Source organism: Fulvivirga kasyanovii (assembly GCF_009711405.1).
Taxonomy (GTDB): Bacteria; Bacteroidota; Bacteroidia; order Cytophagales; family Cyclobacteriaceae; genus Fulvivirga; species Fulvivirga kasyanovii.
On sequence record NZ_SMLW01000675.1, the window covers coordinates 1 to 19,600 of the forward strand.

A 19,600-nucleotide genomic window follows, 5' to 3' on the forward strand; every position below is an offset into this window, starting at 1 on the left:
TATGAAAGTTGTCATTGCGGCTGCAAAAAAATATTTGACTGGGGATTCGGAAATCCAGTGCGCATCGTAAAAAAGTTTCGGAGCTATCCTGCTATCTATTGCAGTGAGTACCAATAGCTTCGGGGTTGAAAGTATTAAAGGGTGCTGAGACACAGGAAAAATACTGTAAAAAATAGCAGCTTAAAAGCTCAAAAACATTTGAAAAAACAGAGAGATAATTTTATATTATAAAAGTCATTGTTGTTTATTAACGATATGGTATTATTGACAATGATAACGTAGTAAGTTCATCTGCGGTTAAATAAAAATTGGTCTTTAATTTTTTTATATGGACAGTACAAAACCACTGATTTTGTTGGTTGAGGATGATGATATTGATGCATTTATTGTAAATACCATGCTTCCGAAATTTTGTAAGGAATGTGACATCAAGCGGGTCAAAAACGGAGCTGAAGCAACTGAATATTTTAAAAACAGTGAAAACAGGCGCCCTTCTGTAGTTTTGCTGGACCTTATCATGCCATTTATGAATGGTAAGGAGTTTTTGACAGAAATGGAGAAGGAAGGTGCCTTGAAACAGTTGCCGGTCGTAGTACTAAGCTCGTCCAGTAGTTTTTATGATCGCCAGGAGTGTGCCGATCTGGGTGTGGCCAAATATTTCGTGAAGCCACTTACACCCGATATTTCCAAGGAGATACTGCAAATGGCATCTGTAGCATAATAAGATCAAACAGCCGGCAATGGCTGTTTTTTTTCTTCATTAGTGTAGAAATTATTCTACATAACCGACTCGTTCACCTTAAAGGTCCTCTGTGTAGCAGGCCTTTTTTGTTGGTATTTTGTGTTTATGGCAGTTTATGGTTTGTTGGTTCGATTTTTTCTCTTGAAAAGATGATCAATAAACATACAAGTAGCTATGAAAAAAATACTTATTCCTTCCGATCTTTCTACCATATCTGAAAATGCCCTTCGTTTGGCTGTGGATATGTCAGGGACACACAACCCTGAAATATACCTGATCAATTTTACCAAACATCCTTTAGGAGAGTCTTTTACGGCTACCGGTGAAATAGATAAAAAATATGCAGATGAAGAGAATGTCTATACTATAAGCCTGGTACAAAAATACCATAAGCAATTAGGCCAGCTTGCAACTAAATATGGTACTGATACTCTTCCTATTCACTACCAGGTATACGATGCTGATTTGAAGAAAGGTGTAACTTCCTTTGTAAAAGAAAACAACATTGACCTGATCATCATGGGTACAAGCGGGGAGGAGTCTGCTGATGAGTTTTTCACCGGTAACCATACAGAACAGGTCATAGAAGTGGCAACTTGCCCGGTAATATCTGTCAGGGAAAATTATAAGCGTGGAGACTTTTCGAAAATAGTACTTGGCCTAAGTACTGAAAGGGATAGTAAAGACAACTTCCTCAAGGCGGCCAATTTTCTGAACGATATTGCCACAAGCCTGAATGCAGGTATCGAAATCGTCAATATTATTGACCCTGATAAAAATAACAAAGCAGAAAGGGAAAAAGAGCTAAGGGAATTTGCCATGAAGTTTGGCTTAAAGAACCACACCGTAAACCTGGTTTCCCATACGGATAAAGAAAGAGGGTTGATCAACTTCGCCCGGGAAAGCAACGCCGGTTTTCTGGCTGTATTTACCCATGCCGAAGATGGCTTTTTCAGAATATTCAGGAGTAGCTTTTCCGAAGATCTGAGTATGAACTCCGAAGTCCCTGTAATAACTATCAATCTGCATAATATTTAAACCTGCGTGAATTCTTCTGATGTAGACACCAGAATGAGTTTTTCGATAAGGCAATTGTTTTTTGCCTTATCTTCTGTTTTAGGCATTATTGTTCTGCTTCACCTGGGAAGAACTGCACTTGTGCCGTTGGCTTTTGCGCTCCTGATTTCATTCATTCTCTATCCTATATGTTCTTATCTCGAAAGACTGGGCGCAGGGCGAATGTGGGCCATCATATGGACGATCATGGGCGTAGTTCTTCTCATCTCAGGTATTACCTTTCTTTTTTCCACACAGATAATCAACATCGTCAGAGAGTTTGATCATTTTAAAGAAAAACTCAATGACGTTGTAGCGGGGGTTACCAATTTCCTGAACAACAAAACATCACTCATCCCCGATCTGGATGAGGATGGCCTGAAAGAGATTAGCCGGAAATGGTTTTCCAATAAATCAGGAGGGTTGGTTACTGATACCCTTAACAATACTGCCCTTTTTCTTACCGGACTTACCTTAACCATCATTTATACCTTCTTGTTACTGTTATACAGGAGGGGGCTGAAAAAGGCCTTTGTCAATTTTGCGGCCAGAGACAAGCGAGACCAGTACGCGCAGATGATTGACAGCATGCAGCGGGTAGGACAGAAGTACCTGACCGGGATGTTCATTCTGATCATGGTACTCGGTGTGCTTAATAGCTGTGGGCTACTGCTTATAGGCATAGATTACGCTTTTTTCTTTGGCTTTCTGGCAGCCTTTTTGGCTATAGTACCTTACGTGGGCACCACATTGGGGGGAGCCATTCCGGCCTTGTATGCATTTATGAACTACGAATCATACTGGTATCCGCTGGGCGTGATCCTCATGTTTTGGTTTATCCAGATTTTGGAGGGCAACTTCCTGAATCCAAAGATAGTCGGCGGTAACCTCAACCTTAACGCTTTGGTAGCCATACTGGCGTTGATCAGTGGCGGATTGGTCTGGGGTATCCCCGGAATGATTTTGTTTCTGCCTTATACGGCCATTTTTAAGGTGGCCTGTGAGCACTACAAAGAGCTGAGCCCGCTAAGCTATGTGCTTAAAGATGACCTGTATAAGAAACACGAACCCGAAACCGCTGTAGAGAGGAAAATAAAGAAAATCTTTAAAAAATGAACCTGAAAAAGTCTCTGAGCAAAACCTGGAAGATACTAAAGCAGACAGGTGTTGAGTTTTTTAACGATGACCCCATGGGCTACAGTGCGTCCATTGCATTTTATACCATATTTTCCATGCCTGCCATACTTATCATCACCGTTACCATAGCAGGGTCGGCATATGAGCAGCAGACTGTGCAGGGAGGCTTGATGGAGCAGATTGAAACTTTAATAGGCCCGCAAAGTGCTGAGGAGGTGAAAAAAATACTGGAAAATGCCAGAAATACCACCTCTTCCACACTGGCTAAAATAGTGGGGATTGCAACACTTGTTTTTAGTGCCACCACGGTATTTGTATCCCTGCAAAACGGGTTGAATAAAATATGGGGCATTAAGCCCAAACCGGAAAGGGGGGTGGTAAAGTTCATTATGAACAGGCTACTATCTCTGGCCATGGTTATCAGTATAGGCTTTCTACTGCTCGTGTCGCTTTTGGTAGACACAATAGTGGTCGTTTTCCGCAATATCCTGTCAGAGTTTCTTTCCGGTATGACCTACTACTTTGTGGCTGCTTTTAATATTGCCTTTTCGCTATTGGTGATCACCCTAGTATTTGCCATGATCTATAAAGTATTGCCCGATGCCCGCATTAAATGGAGGACTGTATGGGTAGGGGCTTTTGTTACCACATTATTGTTCTCGCTGGGCAAATACCTCATCGGGTTTTATCTGGGCAACAGCTCAGTGGGTAGTGCCTATGGCGCTGCCGGCTCATTGGTGCTATTGCTCATCTGGGTGTACTATTCATCCGTACTTATACTATTTGGAGCTGAGTTTACTTATGTGTATTCCAGGCATTATGGCCACCGCATACGGCCTGATAAAGATGCGGTAATAGTGAAAGTGCAGGAAGTGGAAGAGGAGGATGGTGTAGTTAATGCTTAAAATAAGGCCTTGTTATGAAAAGATCAGTAAAAATACTTCTTATTGTCTTAGTTGTGCTGATTGGTATCCGGATTTACCTGCCTTTTTGGGTAACAGATTATGTGAATAAAGTACTGGATGATGTACCGGGCTACAGTGGTTCTATTGAAGATGTTGACCTGCACCTTTACCGGGGAGCCTACAAAATACACAAGCTGAAAATGGTAAAAACCGGAGAGGATATCCCCGTGCCCTTTTTAGATATCAATACCATAGACCTGTCGGTACAGTGGAAAGCACTGTTTGATGGCAGGCTGGTAGGTGAGGTGGTATTGCATGAGCCTGTTGTCAACTTTGTGCTCGCGGTTACTGATACTACTAAGGCAGAGCAGGCCGGGGGTGAGGCAGATTGGACCAAGCCGATCAAAGAGTTGATACCCCTGGAAATCAATAAGTTTACCGCCATTGATGGCAAGCTTACCTACAGGGATTACACCGCCAAACCACAGATCAACCTATCGCTGGACAGCTTGCAGATTGAAGCCCGCAACCTGAAAAACGTAGAAGCTGAAAATGATTCTTTGCCCTCACCTATTACGGCCACGGCAGTTTCCATAGGAGGCGGCAGGCTAAACCTGAACGCCAAAGCCAACCTGTTGAAGCAAATTCCCGATTTTGATATGAATATGGACTATGAAGGGGTACACCTGCCCGCCCTCAATGATATGACTGAGGCATACGCTGAGCTTGATTTTGAGCGCGGGACCTTTAACCTGTACAGCGAAATGGTGGTTGCCGATGGTATGCTTACAGGGTACGTAAAACCCGTGCTGACCAAAGTGAAAGTGATAGATTTTTCAAAGGATAAGAAAAAGCCTTTGCAGATGGTGTGGGAGGCGATATCAGGGGTGGTGATTGAAATATTTGAAAATCAGCCCAAAGACCAGTTTGCCACCAAAGTGCCCATGGAGGGCGATCTCAATCAGGTAAAAAGTAAGATTTGGCCCACAATAGGCAATATCTTTAAAAATGCTTTTATCCAGGCATTCAAGAAAAAAACTGACGACTCCATCTCATTTGATGATCTGAAATCGGAAGAAAAAGACTAAGCCATAGGTGAATGGCAACAGTTGAGGAATATCTTCTACAATATTACAATTCCTGCGCGGGGCTGTTGGTCTGTCTGAACTTGTTTAGGCGCGGCTACAGCTTCATGTAGGGATATAGGCTCAGGAAGTTGGTTTTTTCATGGTATTTGCATGCTAAATGAAAAAAATACATTAAACAGATATGTCTGAAAATCAGCGGAGACAAAGTTCATTCGTCCTTTATATTTTAACTCTTTTAATCTTCAGTGGCTGCAACACTATCAAACCCTACATAGCGCGCGATTATCGCGATTGGGAATCATCAAAAATGCCTGATTCTGAAATTATTCACAGCGTGTACCTCTATGGCGATGGAGGTGAGCTTGAAACCGGAGAGGTGCTTGGTGTACTTAGAGATAAAATAATGCAGGAGCCTGAGAATAAAAGTTCGCTGATCTTTCTGGGTGATAATATTTACCGCCGGGGTCTGCCGGAGGAAAGTGATGATAGTCGGGAGGAGAAAGAGAAGATTATCAAAGCGCAAATGGATGTGGCCGAGGGCTATACTGGCAATGTTATTTTTATTCCAGGAAACCACGATTGGAATTATAGCAGTGAGGGAGGGCTGGAGCAGGTTATGAGGCAGGAAGATTTCGTTGAGCAATACCTGAAAAGAGGCAATACATTTATGCCTGATAATGGCTGCCCGGGGCCGATAGAAGTGCGTGTAAATGACGCCCTCACTATCATTGCAGTGGATACGGAATGGTGGATACATAAACATGACAAACCCCATGCACCCGAAAATGGATGTACAGTTGAGGATAAGCTTGATTTTGTTATCCAACTGGAGGATATGGTGAGGAAAAATGACGGGCGCCATGTGCTGCTTGCGGCTCACCATCCGATATTCAGCAACGGAAACCATGGTGGCCATTACAACCTTCTGGATAATATTTTCCCACTCAGGCTGGTCCGGGACAACCTTTATATCCCACTTCCCCTGATAGGTTCTTTATATCCTTTGTTAAGAAAGGCAGGAGTTACCCCTCAGGATATCCCCAACGCTGAATTTCAGCAATACAAAAAGGCAGTATTGTCAATCATAGAGCAAAGGAGCAATACCGTGTACGCTGCAGGGCACGATCACAACCTACAGCTCAGAAAAGAAGGACTGATGCACCACATAGTTAGCGGCTCGGGCGCAAAGCTCAATTTTGCTGCCCGTGGGTTTGGTGCCACTTATGTACATCAGAAAACAGGGTTTGCGCGGTTAGTCTACTATAAAAACGGTGAAGCCTGGGTCGAGTACTATATTGTTGATGATGCAAACCCGGAGGGCAAGCTGGCTTTCCGGAACGCGTTGTATGCCCTCAGTCCAAAAGAAACCCCTGTAGCAGATGCAGCGGAGGTCCCCGATTACTCGGACAGTGTAAAGGTGATGGCAGCTAATGAGAATTATAAAATCGGGAAATTTGGAAAGCTTTTTCTCGGCAGCCACTATCGTAAAGAGTGGACTACCCCTGTAGAGGTGCCTTACATCGATCTTAAGACCTACCGGGGCGGCCTGAAGCCGGTTATGAAGGGTGGGGGAAAGCAAACTATTTCCATCAGGTTTATTGATGAGGACAGCGTGCAGTATAATCTGCGATCAATAGATAAATTTCCGGCAGGGGCAATCCCTGAAATTTTCAGGGATACCTGGGTCAATGACTTTGTTAAGGACCAAACTACAACTTCCCACCCATACGGGGCACTGGTTATACCCAAAATGTCCGAAGCCATCGGCATTTATTATACCCGGCCGGAGTTGTACTACACACCTTTTACCCCATACCTGGGGCCTTATATCGATGATTTTGGAGGGAGAATGGGGCTGATGGAGATAAGGCCGGATGAAGACCTCAGCGGATATAAACGTTTTGGCTACTCTAAAAATATTGTAAGCACCGAGACACTGTTCGACCACCTCGAAGATGATAATGACAATGAGGTAGACCAGGAAATGTACCTGAGGTCACGGTACTTTGATATGCTTATAGGTGACTGGGACCGCCATGATGACCAGTGGCGATGGGCAGAGTATGAAAAGCCCGACAAAGGCTCCGTTTTCAGACCCGTGCCCCGTGACCGCGACCAGGTATTTTCTCTGTACGACGGTGTTATTCCCTGGCTGTTGAGCCGGAAATGGGCGTTCAGGAACTTCAGCAACTTTGATTATGAGATCTCGGATATCAGAGGTTTGAACTTCTCCGCCCGCAATCTGGACAGGCGTCTGCTCAATGAATTGACACAAAAGGAATGGATGGAAATAGCCAGGGAACTGAAAAAAGATCTGACAGATGAGGTAATAGATGAAGCCGTAAAGGACCTGCCCGAAGAGGTGTATCATATTTCCGGTCCGGAAATAGCCGCCAAATTAAAGGCCAGGAGAAATGATTTTATAAAGTATGCGCATGAATACTATAAATTCCTGGCCGAAAAAGTAGATATCGTAGCCAGCGATAAGCATGAGTTTTTCAAGGTGCAGCGTCTGAATGACGCTGAAACCAGAGTGCAGGTATTCAAAACCAAAAAAGAGGGTAACATAACGGAAGAACTCTATGACAGGGTGTTTTATACTGATGAAACAGACGAGATCAGGCTATATGGGCGTGATGGCTTTGATACTTTCGTTATTTCCGGTGAAGTGGATGAAGGCATTGTCATTCGTGTCATTGGTGGAGATGAAAGGGAAGATATATTCATCGATAGCTCATATGTAAAGGGAGGTGCACGCAAGACGTTGTTTTATGATAATGAAGACAACAGGCCAAACATGACCACCGGCCCTGAAACCAGAGTGTTTACCTCGGAGAAAGAGAGCATCAATGCATACAACAGAAATTCATTTGAGTATGATTATGTAGGGCCGCGCTTAAGCTTCGAATATAATGTAGATGATGGCCTCTACCTGGGAGGAGGTATAAAAATTGAAAGGCATGGTTTCCGGCGTCACCCTTTGCAAACAGGACATTTGCTCCTGGCTAATTATGCCATGAAAACCAACGCTTTCAACTTTAAATACAACGGCTGGTTTTACTCAGTACTTGGCCCTGCATGGGACCTTAACCTTGACCTGGATTTCAAAGGCCCTCAGTATGTTTTTAACTATTTCGGACAAGGAAATGAAACAGAAAACACCAGGAATATTGACTATTACCGCATCCGTATGAATTCGCTAAAGATAAACGCTGCCGTAGTAAGACGGGTTTCCAGTGTTTTTCAGGTGGGTCTGGGACCTTATTATGAGTATACGGATGTCAATGAAAAGGAAGACAGCTTTCTAGGGGAAATGCCTGCACAGAAGTTGTTAAAGACCAGCAGTGCACAATTTGTGGGCGCTAAGTTTTACTCACACCTGTCACTGGTAGATTTTCCTGTAAACCCTAAAAAAGGAATTGTATGGAGAAATGAGGTTAATTTTTATGATGAAATAGATGATGGAGATATCTCGTTTCTCAACTTAAATACTGATCTCGCACTGTACTTTACACCTAATCTGCCCATTCAGGTAACTTTTGCCAGCCGCATTGGTGCCGCCACCAATATTGGGGATTTTTATTTCTACCAATCCAATTTTGTAGGCAATCAGGATAACCTCAGGGGATACCGGCGTACAAGGTTTGCCGGCAAAAGCAATTTTTATAACAATAATGAAGTCCGGTTTAAACTGTTTAATGTCAGGAATAACCTGCTGAATGGAGATTTTGGAGTATTTGGCTTCTTCGACCAGGGCAGGGTTTGGGCCGAGGGACAAAGTTCGTCAGACATGCACCGGTCTTATGGACCAGGCATGTACCTTCATTTCTTTGAGGTCTTTTTACTTTCCGGCTCTTACGGTATTTCAGAGGAAGACCGGTTGTTTACATTCAGGGCCGGATTTCTTTTCTAAAATAATAATCAGGAACACTAAAAGTTAACTATGGAATTTACAGAAATTATATCGACTATACTTGTATACTTTGTATTGCCCGTTTTGGTCATCTTCGGCGTGATGTACTGGATCAGGCGGAAGAGAGACAAGGAGGCGGGTCGCAAACCTTCTAAAAAGATGAAGAGCATCAAAGAGGAGGAATTGGAGAAGAAGTGATACTGATGTCAGGAGCTGCCGGGGTTAAGCATGAAACCCCGGTGCCCTTTTCATGGTAACTGAACACCTGTACATCAAACGGTTCGAAAGTTTGCTACTGAAAACCAGCAAACCCTGTTGCTACTTATTCTGGCTTTAATTGGTGTCGACGGTCTCCTCCGGAGCCTTGATGCCGGTGCTTGACCGGAAGCCTGTTAGCAGAGATTTCCACCAATAGTTGAAGATAGATTTCTTCTCATTCCTTTTAAATTCGATGCTGCCTATCCTGAAAGAGTCATTTTTTGTGTTGTTGGTTTTGACTACAAAGGTATTAGCTATAAAAGACTTAATGTTTTCTCCAAGACCTTTGCTGCGATTGGATTCCTTATCCAGCGTATTAATTTTCAGATCTTCATAAGCAAACTTCATGGTGCCATTGGATTTCTCCAGGTTGTACTTGAATTCAAATTCCAGATCATTCATATGACCCTTTTCAATCCTTACGAAGGCTACATCTTCCAGCATAGGGTTAAAAGTAGCAAGGTCAGCACTTTTCATTTTTCCGTTTACAGTGTATTGCCGACCGTTATCCACCAAAGGAAAGGTAAAGGAAGCCTCCAGCAGAGTTTTGCCCATCACCATAGACCTGGCGTCCATATAAGCGGTATAATCACTTTTCTTTTGAATAGAATCCACATTGGTGAAGTTGTAAAAAGAGGCATAAAGCTCTTCGAAAGTAACCTTGCCTGGCCCTACGCCCTGCTTCACAAACTCCTGGTACTCCACTCGGCCTCGCTTTAGCTGTACAGTATCTATGGCCGTTTTTACTCCGAGCTTCGCTATAAACTGATGAAGAAGCTCTGTGTCAGGCTTTTGAGGAAAAGGCAGGCGTTTATCCCGAAAGATCACGGCATTAAAACCCTCAATGGTCGCCTTTTCTACATAATACATGCCATGGTCCAGCAGCAGGCCTATATCAATACCACTGATTTTTATAGCTGGGTTGCCGATGTCAATCCAGTCTATTTCATGGTTGACCACATGCGCCAGTTTGTATTTATCATACCGGCTTTTTACACTTATGGAATCTATTTGTAAGCTTCTCGTATCCAAATTGAAATTTACTTTTTTTACGGAAGTCGTGTAGAGGCTGTCGGGGAAAGCTATGTCAATGTCCGATAAACCAAAGTCGAGTTTGTCCAGGTCCACATACTTAAATTCATGTTTTTTGGCAGAATCAGCCTTAAGGTTCCTGACGGACAGGTCAAATTTTCCTGTGATAAACTGATTGCTGCTGTCCCCCTTTTTGTTGCGGATGGAGAACGTACCATGATTGGATTCAAAAGATTTGATCAACAAGTCAGGGAGGTTAATAGATTGGGAGGTTTCCTCTTGATTTAAACTGTCAGCATCCAGTATCCGGGTAAAGACCAGGTGCGGGTTGTCAAGTTTTATTTTTCCTAGTTCTATTTGATTATTGATCAGGTAAGTTACCACCCCAAGCCCATTGATTTTTAATTGATCAAATGTGAAGGTATAGTGGTTCTTCCCTTCTTTTTTAGTGATAGACACACTATCCAGAGTAGCTTTTCCGGAGAGGATGTTGACATCCAGCTTTTTGTAGGTTAGGTTTATGGGACTTTCCCTGAGGGAGTCCAGTTGTTTAGAGAGTTTTTCTTCTACCCATGGATTAGCATATTCGAATAAAAGAAATGCACCAATTGTTAATATGGTTAACGTTATGGTGCCAGCTATGAGTATAAATTTTTTATTCAAAGTTTTATCGTTTTTGGCTTTTAAAGGGTAAAATTCATGCCAATTTAAAAAACTGAATAACAGTAGATAAAACAATTATGTTATTAAAACTGTAGATAGTATTACACAGAAATTAAAAAAGTTTTGGAACTAATTTTCACAAGCCTGGCGGTAGTTACCGTTGTGGCCTCCCTGGTAAAACTGATTAAAAGAGATGCTTGGTGGATCCGGTTTTTTGACTTTCCCCAGGTACAGTTGGTGGTTATAGGGTTCATAGCCTTTGCCGGTCTCCTGTATAGCTGGGACCTGAGTGTGCTGACCCGTGATATATTGCTGGTCATGCTGTTAGGTATTATTGTATATCAGAGCGTTATTATTTTTCCCTACACCTTTGTGGCACGTAAAGAGTCGAGGAAGATCCATGGAGCGGCAGAAGAGGACCAGCTTAGCTTTATGATCGCCAATGTGTACATGTACAACCGTGACTATGGCAAGTGCCTGGAACTTATTAAGGCCAACAACCCGGACCTGCTGCTCATGGTGGAGACAGACCATGCCTGGGAAGAAGCTATGAGAGAAATAGAAGGACAGTTTAAATGTCATGTAAAATATCCTCTGGACAACACCTATGGTATGTTGCTCTACTCTAAACTTGACCTTGTAAATCCAGAAGTGAAGTTTTTAGTTGAACCGGAGGTGCCATCTATTCACACCCACATCAGGTTGAGAAATGGTACCCTTACCAGACTCTATGCACTGCACCCCAAGCCGCCTAGCCCTACGGAAAATGATACCTCTACAGAGCGCGATGCCGAGCTGTACCTTGTAGCCAAAGAAATAAAGCATGTGAAGACACCTGTAATTGTGGCCGGAGATTTAAATGATGTGGCCTGGTCACACAGCACCCGCATGTTTCAGCGCATAAGCCGGATGCTTGACCCAAGAAAGGGTAGGGGATTTTTCAATACATTCCATGTCAAATACCCTGTATTCAGGTGGCCGCTTGACCATATCTTTCATAGCTCCGAGTTTGGCGTGGCATCCATCAAGCGTCTGCCCGACATAGGCTCCGACCATTTTCCTATGTTTATTGAATTGATATTTATCAACAATGGAAAGCAGGAGGAACCTATGGTAGAACCTGTGGACGAAGAAGACATGGAGGAGGCCAATGAAAAGATAAGGGCCGCGTTGTAGGAAGTTAAAAAATTAATAACCTAACTAATCCTCCAAGGGTTCAAAACCCTTGAAGGGTTTTAAAGTACACCTCTGCTAAAACAGTTCAAATTATTCATGACAATACATTGACAAATAATAAATTTGATTCTTGTAAGGGGTTTAAATGTTTCAGGGATTTTGATGAAATTCCAGATAGTAAAATGTATGGAGTTTCAGGGAACAGTTAATAGCCCCAAATGCAGTTGAAGACCTGTCCGCCTTACTTTTACTTGAATTATAGATATCCCTAAATAAAATTTGTGCATGTCAGACTACTATCTACTGAGAACCGACACATACCTGGATCACGGGGTCACAGAGTGCCCGCCTTGCAGGTATGACACTGGCTTTCTGAGAGGAGTGGAGGTCCGGAAGCAAAGTTTACCACCCATGCATTTCCAGGTGGATTTCCAGAAAGATGAGGCCATGCCGCATTTTCTGGACTATACTGTACCTCTTGCCAGTCGCAGTTTTCTGAAAGTGCTGAAGAAAATCGGCATTGTCAACTTTCAGGCATTTCCGGCATTTGTCAGAAATGCAGAAACAGGACAGGAGTGGAACGATTATTATGCCTTTAACGTGATCGGCCTGTTAAAATGCGCAAACCTGGAAAGGTCAGATTACGATATATTGATGGGGGGGGGATGAAAACAACGGGATACTGCCTTTACTGGCTTTCCGAGAGATCGTACTGCACAGGCCTCTCCTGAACCATTTGCGGATGTTCAGGCTGGCAGAAAGTCCCTCTGAGCTGATCATTCATGAATCTGTAGTGAATGAGCTTGTTAAAGAGCGGCCTGATGAAGGCTGGGGGATAGAAATCGTAGATATGGAGATAGAATAAGGGACAGATATATCTATTCCTTCTCAAGATTTTCCCGGCTGAAGTTTTTCTTGGGCTGAGAGAACAAATTCCTTCTGGGTTACCGAGGCCGGAAGCTTAAATAATTACCGGTGGGTTTCGAAAAAGTTGAACCTGCAGTCAAAGTGCATGCAACTATAAATTTCGAGTAAGTGGCGTTCCACCGGTGAGGTTACCTCCATGAACAGCACCTTCATATTCATAATCATGCTTTTTGCTTTTTCCAGGTTAGGCGTTTGGTTTTTCTTGTTCAGGTATAAATCATTTTCCTTGGCCAGTTCCCAGGCCAGGTGCGCCTGGTACTTGGTATAACCTTTTACATGATAGCTCAGCCTGTTAATCACTTTTTCCGAAGTGCCTACATAGATCACCTCTCCATCATCTATGAAAGCATACACACCTTTGAAGTCAGAAAGTCTCCCTAACTTCTTGATGATGCTTTTTTCCCCCTGGCCCTTGCCAAAGAGGTCTTTAACCCTAAAGGCTTTGCCCATTAATGATTTAAAGACCTCAAGCTTTTTGGGCAGGTACTCTTGCGTATACTCTTCAAAAGTATGCTCAAAATTGTTCATGGTGGTAGTTGTGGTTATCATAGCGTATCTATAATCTTCGGCCTCTTATTAAACGGAAAAGTATGGCTATAACAGCAAAAATAAGTAGTATGTGAATAAGTGCTCCAAGGCTAAAAACAAAAGCACCCAGCAGCCAGCCTATGATCAGGATAACTGCTATTATGTATAATATATCGCTCATCGTATCTTCAAATTTTAAGTTATTGTAAAAGTTGTATAGAAAAGGTTGTGCCATAGCATAATGTGGCCTTTATAAGACTTATAGGTATGGCTCTTCAGATACTTCTGAGAATTATGATACTCTCAAGCGTAGAATTTATTCCCCGTTTTTTGAAAAAAAATTGTAATATTAAACATACATATGTGCCCCAAACGCCATATTATACATTTTGCAATATTGGTATAGATTTTTCTGTCCAAGGAGAAAGACATAAGATGTAGGGATTATGGTAGCACTAAAATTAATAGCGGCCGCTTTAATGGCATTTATAGTTTTCATGGGTACGGTATACGTACTTTCAAAACTGTTTTTTGAAAAAGTGGAAATTGATGACCATGTACCTGAGGGCAAAATAAGGACATCAAAATTTAAAATAATTAACGACTAGATGAAAGAACAGATACTGGTGGTGGATGATGAGGTAGAAATATGTTTATTATTATCTGGTATGTTGAGGAAAATGGGTTTTGGGGCTGAGTACGCCCACAGCGTTTCCGAAGGAATCGATAAAATAGGTAAAAGAGAGTATGATGTTGTATTTCTGGACCTTAACCTGCCTGATGGACTCGGTTTTCATTTAATACCAAAAGTGAAAAAAGCTAACCCTCACTCTAAGGTAATAATTATCAGCGCTTATGACGGCAGTGTTGAAAGGCAACGGGCCATGTCGGAAGGCGCACATTTTTTTATTCCCAAACCTTTTAATAAAAAAATGATAGTAAATGCTCTCGAAGAATTGCATATACCACATTCTACCTGATTATAAAAATTAAGATATAGATACAATAAAGATCCGATGGAGAAAATACTGATTATTGACGACGACAATGATATTTGTCTACTATTGAATAAATTCCTGACGAAGAACAATTATGAAGTAGAGTATGTAAATACTGGTGAAGAAGCCATCAGGTTGCTTAAAAAGATGACTTTTGACCTGGTGATAAGTGACTACAGGCTGCCCGATGAAGATGGTGTAAGCCTGCTGAGAAAAATCAAGATTATTAATCCGGATACAGCCGTAGTGATAATAACGGGCTATTCCGATGTACGCATAGCCGTACAGACCTTAAAGCACGGGGCGTATGATTATGTAACCAAACCGTTATATCCTGATGAGATACTGGTAACGGTAAAAGAAGCTATAAAGCAGCAAAAGGAGCAGAAGCATGTAACCCAGACACCAACAAGCAACAGCAAGGGACGCTCCAAGGCGCAATCTAAAAAATATGTTACCGGCCGAAGCAGCCAGGCCGAGATCGTGCAGAAGCATATCGACCTGATAGCTCCTACAGATATGTCGGTGATCATAACTGGCGAAACCGGTACAGGGAAGGAGTTTGTTGCCAATGCCATTCACAATAAAAGCCAGCGTAAAGACCAGCCTTTTATAGCCATTGATTGTGGAGCACTGCCAAAAGAACTTGCAGGAAGTGAACTTTTCGGGCATATGAAAGGGGCGTTTACAGGAGCACTCGCCGATAAGCAGGGAAGTTTTGAGCTGGCCAATGGAGGTACGCTTTTCCTCGATGAAATTGGGAACCTTACTTATGAAAACCAGATAAAGCTCCTACGTGTACTGCAGGAAAGAAAAATCAAGCGGTTAGGTGGTGTAAAAGATATCGATATTGATGTACGGGTAATCGCTGCTACCAATGAAGACCTCAAAGAAACTGTCAGAAATGGTAAATTCAGGGAAGACCTTTATCATCGCCTCAACGAATTTAAAATAGAACTTTCTCCTTTGAGAGAGAGGAAAACAGATATACTCATTTTCGCTGAGCATTTTTTGCAATTAGCTAATAATCAGCTAAATAAAAATGTGGAGAGGTTCGAGCAGGAAGTTGAAGAAAAACTTCGAAATTATTACTGGCATGGCAATTTGCGGGAACTGCAAAATGTGGTGAAGCGGTCTGTACTGTTGTGTCAGAGTGATAGCGTCAGCCTCGAATGCCTTCCCTCAGAGATCATTTCCCCGGACTATCTTTCATCTGCCCTGGTCTCCAACGATGCACAAACTGCAGATGTTACGAACCTGAAATCTGTTTCTGAAAATGCTGAGCGAAGTGCCATCATCAGTGTTCTTGAAAAGACAGGCTATAACAAAACCAAAGCGGCAGAGGTGTTGAATATCGACCGTAAAACCCTGTATAATAAATTAAAAGCCTATGACATTAACATATAGTAAGTTATAGGCATGCAGACTATGAAGGTTGCCAGAAAGTAACTAAATGTACCAAAAGACTAATCGCAGGTCTTGAATATAAGTCTGGAGATACCTTCATAGTTTGTCGCTTAAAAATCAATGACAATAAAGCTGAATATACACTTTTTAAATCGCAGTTATTTTTTATTAACATGTGGAATAAATTCTACACACGTAGAAAGATTACACAACCTATCCGCTAATGACGTCAATTAAGTCCTTAAGAATAATTTTTGGGATCATCATAGTGATCCTTCTTGCGCTTTCTTACACGGCTTACATGAGCCTTAACCAGTTTATGGAGAATGCAAAATGGGTCAACCACACCAACATAGCTCTAAGAGAGTTGGAGAAAGTGATATCCTATGTGAAAGATGGTGAAAATGCTCAGCGAGGCTATCTTCTAACCCAGGATTCGGCATACCTGACCCCGTACTATAACAGTAAGTGGATGGCCTTGTCCAAAGTTAGTCTCATCGATAGCCTGATCCTTGAAGATATTCAACAGCCAAGGGTAGACACTTTGAAGAACCTTGTGGAGAAGCAATATGCAATTATTGAGGAAATTATAAGAAGAGATAGAAGGGAAGATTTTAGTGAATTTGGGGACAGCCTTCTGTATACCAGTCATAAAAATATGGCCATCTTACGTACACTTATTGACAAGATGGAGGATCATGAGTGGAAGCTGCTGAGAGAGAGGACATCCCGGCAGAATTATTCTAGTGACATTGTACCGTTGCTTATTTTTCTAAGCCTTGTATTTGCGATTATAGCCGTGGCTTATCTGTTCTCCCAGGTGTATAAATCCCTAAAAACAAGGATAGTAGCAGAAGGGGAGCTGGAGAAGAATTTAATGCAGCTTAGTGAAGAGGTAAACAAAAAAGTACTGGTTCAGGAGTCGCTTCAAAAGGTGCTTGACAACTCCTCTAGTGCCATCATGTTTCTTAAAGCTTTGAGAAATGAGCAAAACGAGATTTACGACTTTGAGATTGTACTGTCCAACAGAAGAGAAAGGAAGGAAAGGGACAAGCTAATGTTGCGGGAATCTTATCCGGGTGTAAAGGATACAGGGCTCTTTCAAATGTATGTGGATGTAGTGGAGACTGGCGAGACACAGAACCGGGAAGTGTTTTATGGGCAAGATGGCTTCAATGCGTGGTTTGATATCTCGGCAGTGAAACTGGAAGATGGATGTGTAACCACCAGTACGGACATCACCGAACGGAAAAGGGATGCTGAACTGATCAGGGAAAATCAGAGAAAATTTGAAGCTATATTCAACCAGACTTTCCAGTTTATAGGTCTGCTCGACCATGCAGGCCGGTGGTTGGATGCAAATCGTACAGCACTGACTTTCAGTGATATCCCGAAAGATGCCATTATAGATGAATACCTTTGGGAGGCGCCTTTATGGAAACAGTCGCCGGAGTCGGTCCAATTGCTTAAAAATGCTGTAAAAAGAGCCTCGGGAGGTGACTTTGTGCGGTATGAGATGGAGATATCAGGTGCCGAACAGGAGTTGCTCACTGTGGACTTTTCACTGAAACCCATTAAGAATGATAGTGGAGGCGTGGAAATGATCATATTGGAAGGCAGGGACTTGTCAGAATTGAAAAAGGCAGAGGCAGAGCGCTCCTTTACCCTGAAGTTGAACCTGATCATTGCTAATTCCAACTCTTTTGAAGATGCTGTAAACCGCGTCTTTCAGCAGATAGCAGAGCGTTTTGACCTTGATTATAGCGAAGTATGGCTGCCGGACGAGGATGAGTTGTATATGTCAGACATCTTTTATGCGCGTGATCCGGGGCTTGAGCTACTTCATCAATACTCCAGTACAATGAGGATAACCGGTGAGCAGGGCTTTCCTGCCAACGTCATGAAAACCCACGAACTGGAGTACATTGCCGATATCACCAAGGTTACAGATAAGCGTCTCATCCGGAAGCAGCAGGCTATGGAGCTTAATTTGGTATCTGCTTTTGGGATCCCCATTATTTTTAATAGCGAACTGGTACTTGTTTCAGCATTCTTTTCTAAAAAACCGATGAAGGAGATTGAGGAGATCATCAGTGCCATCAATCAGATATCCACTTCTCTCGGAGCTTTGTTGATACGGAAGAAAACACAGGATGAGATCGAAAAGAACAATATTATACTGGCGGCAGCAGAGTCTATGGCTAAAATGGGAAGCTGGGAGTGGAACTTACAAAAGAATAAAGTAAAATGGTCAAGGGGAGTGTATGAGTTACATAACACTACTCCGGAAGAGCTTACCCCGACGTATGATACATTTTACCATTTTCTGTACGAGGAAGACAGAGAGCGAGTAGAAAGAGAGCTAAACGAAGCTGTAAAAAACAAAACTGGTTATCAGGTTGAGTTTAGAGTGCAATTGGAGAATGGAGATGTAAGGACACATAGCGCCTTGGCTACTCCCAAAATCGACATAAACGGCGAGGTAGAAGGCTTTTATGGTACCGTTCAGGATATCACCCGGCAAAAGAAATTTGAGCATGACATTTTGTTGAAAAATGAAGAGCTTAAAAAATCCAATGAAAACCTTGAACAGTTTGCCTATGTAGCCTCGCATGACCTGCAGGAACCACTAAGAAAGATCCGGGCATTTGGCGACCGGCTGGTGACCAAATATGTTGAAGCGCTGGATGATAGGGGCCGTGACTACATCTCACGCATGCAGGGTGCCGCAGAGCGAATGCAGTCTTTAATAGATGATTTGCTAAAGTATTCCCGTGTGGCACGAAACATCAAACCATTTACAAAAATAGCGCTTAATGCCCTTATCGATGAGGTGCTGGGAGACCTTGAAGTCAGGATTCGCGAGCATGACGCGGAAGTTAAGGTAACCAAGCTGCCTCAGATAGATGGAGACAAAATGCAGTTGAGGCAGCTATTTCAAAACCTAATCAGTAATGCCATAAAATTTACGCCGGAAGATAGAAAACCGGTGATAAGCATAAAAGGAAAACGAACAACGGGAGCTAAGCTTAAACAAAGGTTTGATTTTAATTCAAGCCCGGTGAAACATTTTGTCGAAATCAACATTAAAGATAATGGGATTGGCTTTAACCCTAAATATGCCGAGCGCATATTCAACATATTTGAGAGGCTGCATGGCAGGAGTGAATTTAAAGGTACCGGCATTGGCCTCGCTATTAGCCAAAAAGTAGTGCAAAACCATAATGGTATGATCAAAGCCAGTGGTGAAGAGGGGAGTGGGGCAACTTTTACAATTATATTACCAATAAACAACAGCAACAATCATGGGTAATCAACACGTAGCAAAGACAATTACAATCCTTATGGCCGATGACGATCCTGATGACAGGATGCTGGCCCAGGATGCACTTTCTGAAAACCGGCTGGCCAACGACCTGCATTTTGTTGAAGATGGAGAGCAACTTCTTGATTATTTATACAAAAGAGGTAAGTACAACGCTGACAATGCCCCGAAACCAGGGCTGATACTGCTCGATCTTAATATGCCGAAAATGGATGGTAGGGAAGCGCTGAGACATATCAAAAGTGATGCTGAACTAAAGCGCATACCAGTTGTTGTACTTACTACTTCCAAAGCCGAACAAGATATAGTCAGGAGTTATGACCTTGGGGTCAACTCTTTCATATCCAAGCCGGTAACCTTCGAAGAACTGGTAGATGTTACCCGGCGCATTGGGGATTACTGGTTTGGAATAGTAGAACTGCCTAAAGGAGAGAAAAACGACTAG

At 42.6% G+C, this 19,600-nt stretch carries 18 protein-coding genes; 15 read left to right on the forward strand and 3 right to left on the reverse strand.

Features of this window, described 5'->3' with window-relative positions; all coding sequences use genetic code 11:
- Positions 1 to 328 precede the first annotated feature (328 nt).
- The 7 genes from E1163_RS28420 (at position 329) to E1163_RS28450 (ending at position 9,039) form a co-directional block, all read left to right on the forward strand.
- Positions 329 to 721 carry a response regulator gene (locus E1163_RS28420; protein WP_155176859.1) on the forward strand — a complete coding sequence of 131 codons (393 nt, stop codon included), beginning with the start codon at positions 329 to 331 and terminating at the stop codon, positions 719 to 721.
- A gap of 195 nt (positions 722 to 916) precedes the next feature.
- Positions 917 to 1,780 carry a universal stress protein gene (locus E1163_RS28425; protein ID WP_155176861.1) on the forward strand — a complete coding sequence of 288 codons (864 nt, stop codon included), beginning with the start codon at positions 917 to 919 and terminating at the stop codon, positions 1,778 to 1,780.
- Between the two features lie 6 nt (positions 1,781 to 1,786).
- Positions 1,787 to 2,914 carry an AI-2E family transporter gene (locus E1163_RS28430; protein WP_185156245.1) on the forward strand — a complete coding sequence of 376 codons (1,128 nt, stop codon included), beginning with the start codon at positions 1,787 to 1,789 and terminating at the stop codon, positions 2,912 to 2,914.
- Entirely contained in the window at positions 2,911 to 3,840 is a 930-nt protein-coding gene (locus E1163_RS28435) for a YihY/virulence factor BrkB family protein (protein ID WP_155176864.1), read from the forward strand. The genes E1163_RS28430 and E1163_RS28435 overlap by 4 nt, the downstream gene beginning before the upstream one ends.
- Before the next feature lie 14 nt (positions 3,841 to 3,854).
- Positions 3,855 to 4,928, forward strand: coding sequence for a DUF748 domain-containing protein (locus tag E1163_RS28440; RefSeq protein WP_155176866.1), 1,074 nt, complete (start codon positions 3,855 to 3,857; stop codon positions 4,926 to 4,928).
- A 307-nt stretch (positions 4,929 to 5,235) separates the two neighbouring features.
- The gene (locus E1163_RS28445; RefSeq protein ID WP_185156246.1) at positions 5,236 to 8,841 is read left to right on the forward strand and encodes a ShlB/FhaC/HecB family hemolysin secretion/activation protein; all 3,606 of its coding nucleotides are present in this window, start codon (positions 5,236 to 5,238) and stop codon (positions 8,839 to 8,841) included.
- Between the two features lie 30 nt (positions 8,842 to 8,871).
- Complete coding sequence (locus tag E1163_RS28450) at positions 8,872 to 9,039, forward strand: hypothetical protein (protein WP_155176870.1); 168 nt, start codon at positions 8,872 to 8,874, stop codon at positions 9,037 to 9,039.
- A 135-nt stretch (positions 9,040 to 9,174) separates the two neighbouring features.
- On the opposite strand, the gene E1163_RS28455 is transcribed toward E1163_RS28450, so the two are convergent.
- The gene (locus E1163_RS28455) at positions 9,175 to 10,794 is read right to left on the reverse strand and encodes a hypothetical protein (protein WP_155176872.1); all 1,620 of its coding nucleotides are present in this window, start codon (positions 10,792 to 10,794) and stop codon (positions 9,175 to 9,177) included.
- 123 nt (positions 10,795 to 10,917) lie between these two features.
- On the opposite strand from E1163_RS28455, the gene E1163_RS28460 reads away from it, so the two are divergent.
- From E1163_RS28460 to E1163_RS31475, 3 genes are all read left to right on the forward strand, one after another.
- The gene (locus tag E1163_RS28460) at positions 10,918 to 11,970 is read left to right on the forward strand and encodes an endonuclease/exonuclease/phosphatase family protein (RefSeq protein WP_155176874.1); all 1,053 of its coding nucleotides are present in this window, start codon (positions 10,918 to 10,920) and stop codon (positions 11,968 to 11,970) included.
- A gap of 285 nt (positions 11,971 to 12,255) precedes the next feature.
- Positions 12,256 to 12,639 carry a hypothetical protein gene (locus E1163_RS28465; RefSeq protein ID WP_155176875.1) on the forward strand — a complete coding sequence of 128 codons (384 nt, stop codon included), beginning with the start codon at positions 12,256 to 12,258 and terminating at the stop codon, positions 12,637 to 12,639.
- Positions 12,640 to 12,712: 73 nt separating this feature from the next.
- Complete coding sequence (locus tag E1163_RS31475) at positions 12,713 to 12,835, forward strand: hypothetical protein (RefSeq protein ID WP_281353217.1); 123 nt, start codon at positions 12,713 to 12,715, stop codon at positions 12,833 to 12,835.
- Positions 12,836 to 12,939: 104 nt separating this feature from the next.
- On the opposite strand, the gene E1163_RS28470 is transcribed toward E1163_RS31475, so the two are convergent.
- Together E1163_RS28470 and E1163_RS28475 are read right to left on the reverse strand one after the other, a co-directional pair.
- The gene (locus E1163_RS28470) at positions 12,940 to 13,446 is read right to left on the reverse strand and encodes a GIY-YIG nuclease family protein (protein ID WP_155176877.1); all 507 of its coding nucleotides are present in this window, start codon (positions 13,444 to 13,446) and stop codon (positions 12,940 to 12,942) included.
- Between the two features lie 7 nt (positions 13,447 to 13,453).
- Positions 13,454 to 13,606 carry a lmo0937 family membrane protein gene (locus E1163_RS28475; RefSeq protein WP_155176879.1) on the reverse strand — a complete coding sequence of 51 codons (153 nt, stop codon included), beginning with the start codon at positions 13,604 to 13,606 and terminating at the stop codon, positions 13,454 to 13,456.
- A gap of 265 nt (positions 13,607 to 13,871) precedes the next feature.
- Between E1163_RS28475 and E1163_RS28480 the strand changes: the two genes are divergently transcribed.
- The 5 genes from E1163_RS28480 (at position 13,872) to E1163_RS28500 (ending at position 19,600) form a co-directional block, all read left to right on the forward strand.
- Positions 13,872 to 14,033 (forward strand): hypothetical protein, encoded by a 162-nt coding sequence (locus E1163_RS28480; protein WP_155176881.1) that lies wholly within the window; start codon positions 13,872 to 13,874, stop codon positions 14,031 to 14,033.
- Positions 14,034 to 14,405 carry a response regulator gene (locus E1163_RS28485; protein WP_155176883.1) on the forward strand — a complete coding sequence of 124 codons (372 nt, stop codon included), beginning with the start codon at positions 14,034 to 14,036 and terminating at the stop codon, positions 14,403 to 14,405.
- A 36-nt stretch (positions 14,406 to 14,441) separates the two neighbouring features.
- A complete protein-coding gene (locus tag E1163_RS28490; RefSeq protein WP_155176885.1) occupies positions 14,442 to 15,830 on the forward strand; it encodes a sigma-54-dependent transcriptional regulator in 1,389 nt (462 codons plus the stop codon).
- Positions 15,831 to 16,053: 223 nt separating this feature from the next.
- Positions 16,054 to 19,143, forward strand: a complete 3,090-nt coding sequence (locus E1163_RS28495; RefSeq protein WP_155176887.1) for a CHASE3 domain-containing protein — start codon at positions 16,054 to 16,056, stop codon at positions 19,141 to 19,143.
- Positions 19,136 to 19,600: a response regulator gene (locus E1163_RS28500; RefSeq protein ID WP_221418102.1), complete on the forward strand. Its 465-nt coding sequence runs from the start codon at positions 19,136 to 19,138 to the stop codon at positions 19,598 to 19,600. Before E1163_RS28495 ends, E1163_RS28500 begins: the two co-directional genes overlap by 8 nt.

Bases quoted from the DNA above. Each gene is read 5' to 3' on its own strand.
- E1163_RS28420 (WP_155176859.1), top strand. From the start codon at position 329: ATGGACAGTACAAAACCACTGATTTTGTTGGTTGAGGATGATGATATT.
- E1163_RS28425 (WP_155176861.1), top strand. From the start codon at position 917: ATGAAAAAAATACTTATTCCTTCCGATCTTTCTACCATATCTGAAAAT.
- E1163_RS28435 (WP_155176864.1), top strand. From the start codon at position 2,911: ATGAACCTGAAAAAGTCTCTGAGCAAAACCTGGAAGATACTAAAGCAG.
- E1163_RS28440 (WP_155176866.1), top strand. From the start codon at position 3,855: ATGAAAAGATCAGTAAAAATACTTCTTATTGTCTTAGTTGTGCTGATT.
- E1163_RS28445 (WP_185156246.1), top strand. From the start codon at position 5,236: ATGCCTGATTCTGAAATTATTCACAGCGTGTACCTCTATGGCGATGGA.
- E1163_RS28450 (WP_155176870.1), top strand. From the start codon at position 8,872: ATGGAATTTACAGAAATTATATCGACTATACTTGTATACTTTGTATTG.
- E1163_RS28465 (WP_155176875.1), top strand. From the start codon at position 12,256: ATGTCAGACTACTATCTACTGAGAACCGACACATACCTGGATCACGGG.
- E1163_RS31475 (WP_281353217.1), top strand. From the start codon at position 12,713: ATGTTCAGGCTGGCAGAAAGTCCCTCTGAGCTGATCATTCATGAATCT.
- E1163_RS28470 (WP_155176877.1), bottom strand. From the start codon at position 13,446: ATGATAACCACAACTACCACCATGAACAATTTTGAGCATACTTTTGAA.
- E1163_RS28475 (WP_155176879.1), bottom strand. From the start codon at position 13,606: ATGAGCGATATATTATACATAATAGCAGTTATCCTGATCATAGGCTGG.
- E1163_RS28480 (WP_155176881.1), top strand. From the start codon at position 13,872: ATGGTAGCACTAAAATTAATAGCGGCCGCTTTAATGGCATTTATAGTT.
- E1163_RS28485 (WP_155176883.1), top strand. From the start codon at position 14,034: ATGAAAGAACAGATACTGGTGGTGGATGATGAGGTAGAAATATGTTTA.
- E1163_RS28490 (WP_155176885.1), top strand. From the start codon at position 14,442: ATGGAGAAAATACTGATTATTGACGACGACAATGATATTTGTCTACTA.
- E1163_RS28495 (WP_155176887.1), top strand. From the start codon at position 16,054: ATGACGTCAATTAAGTCCTTAAGAATAATTTTTGGGATCATCATAGTG.
- E1163_RS28500 (WP_221418102.1), top strand. From the start codon at position 19,136: ATGGGTAATCAACACGTAGCAAAGACAATTACAATCCTTATGGCCGAT.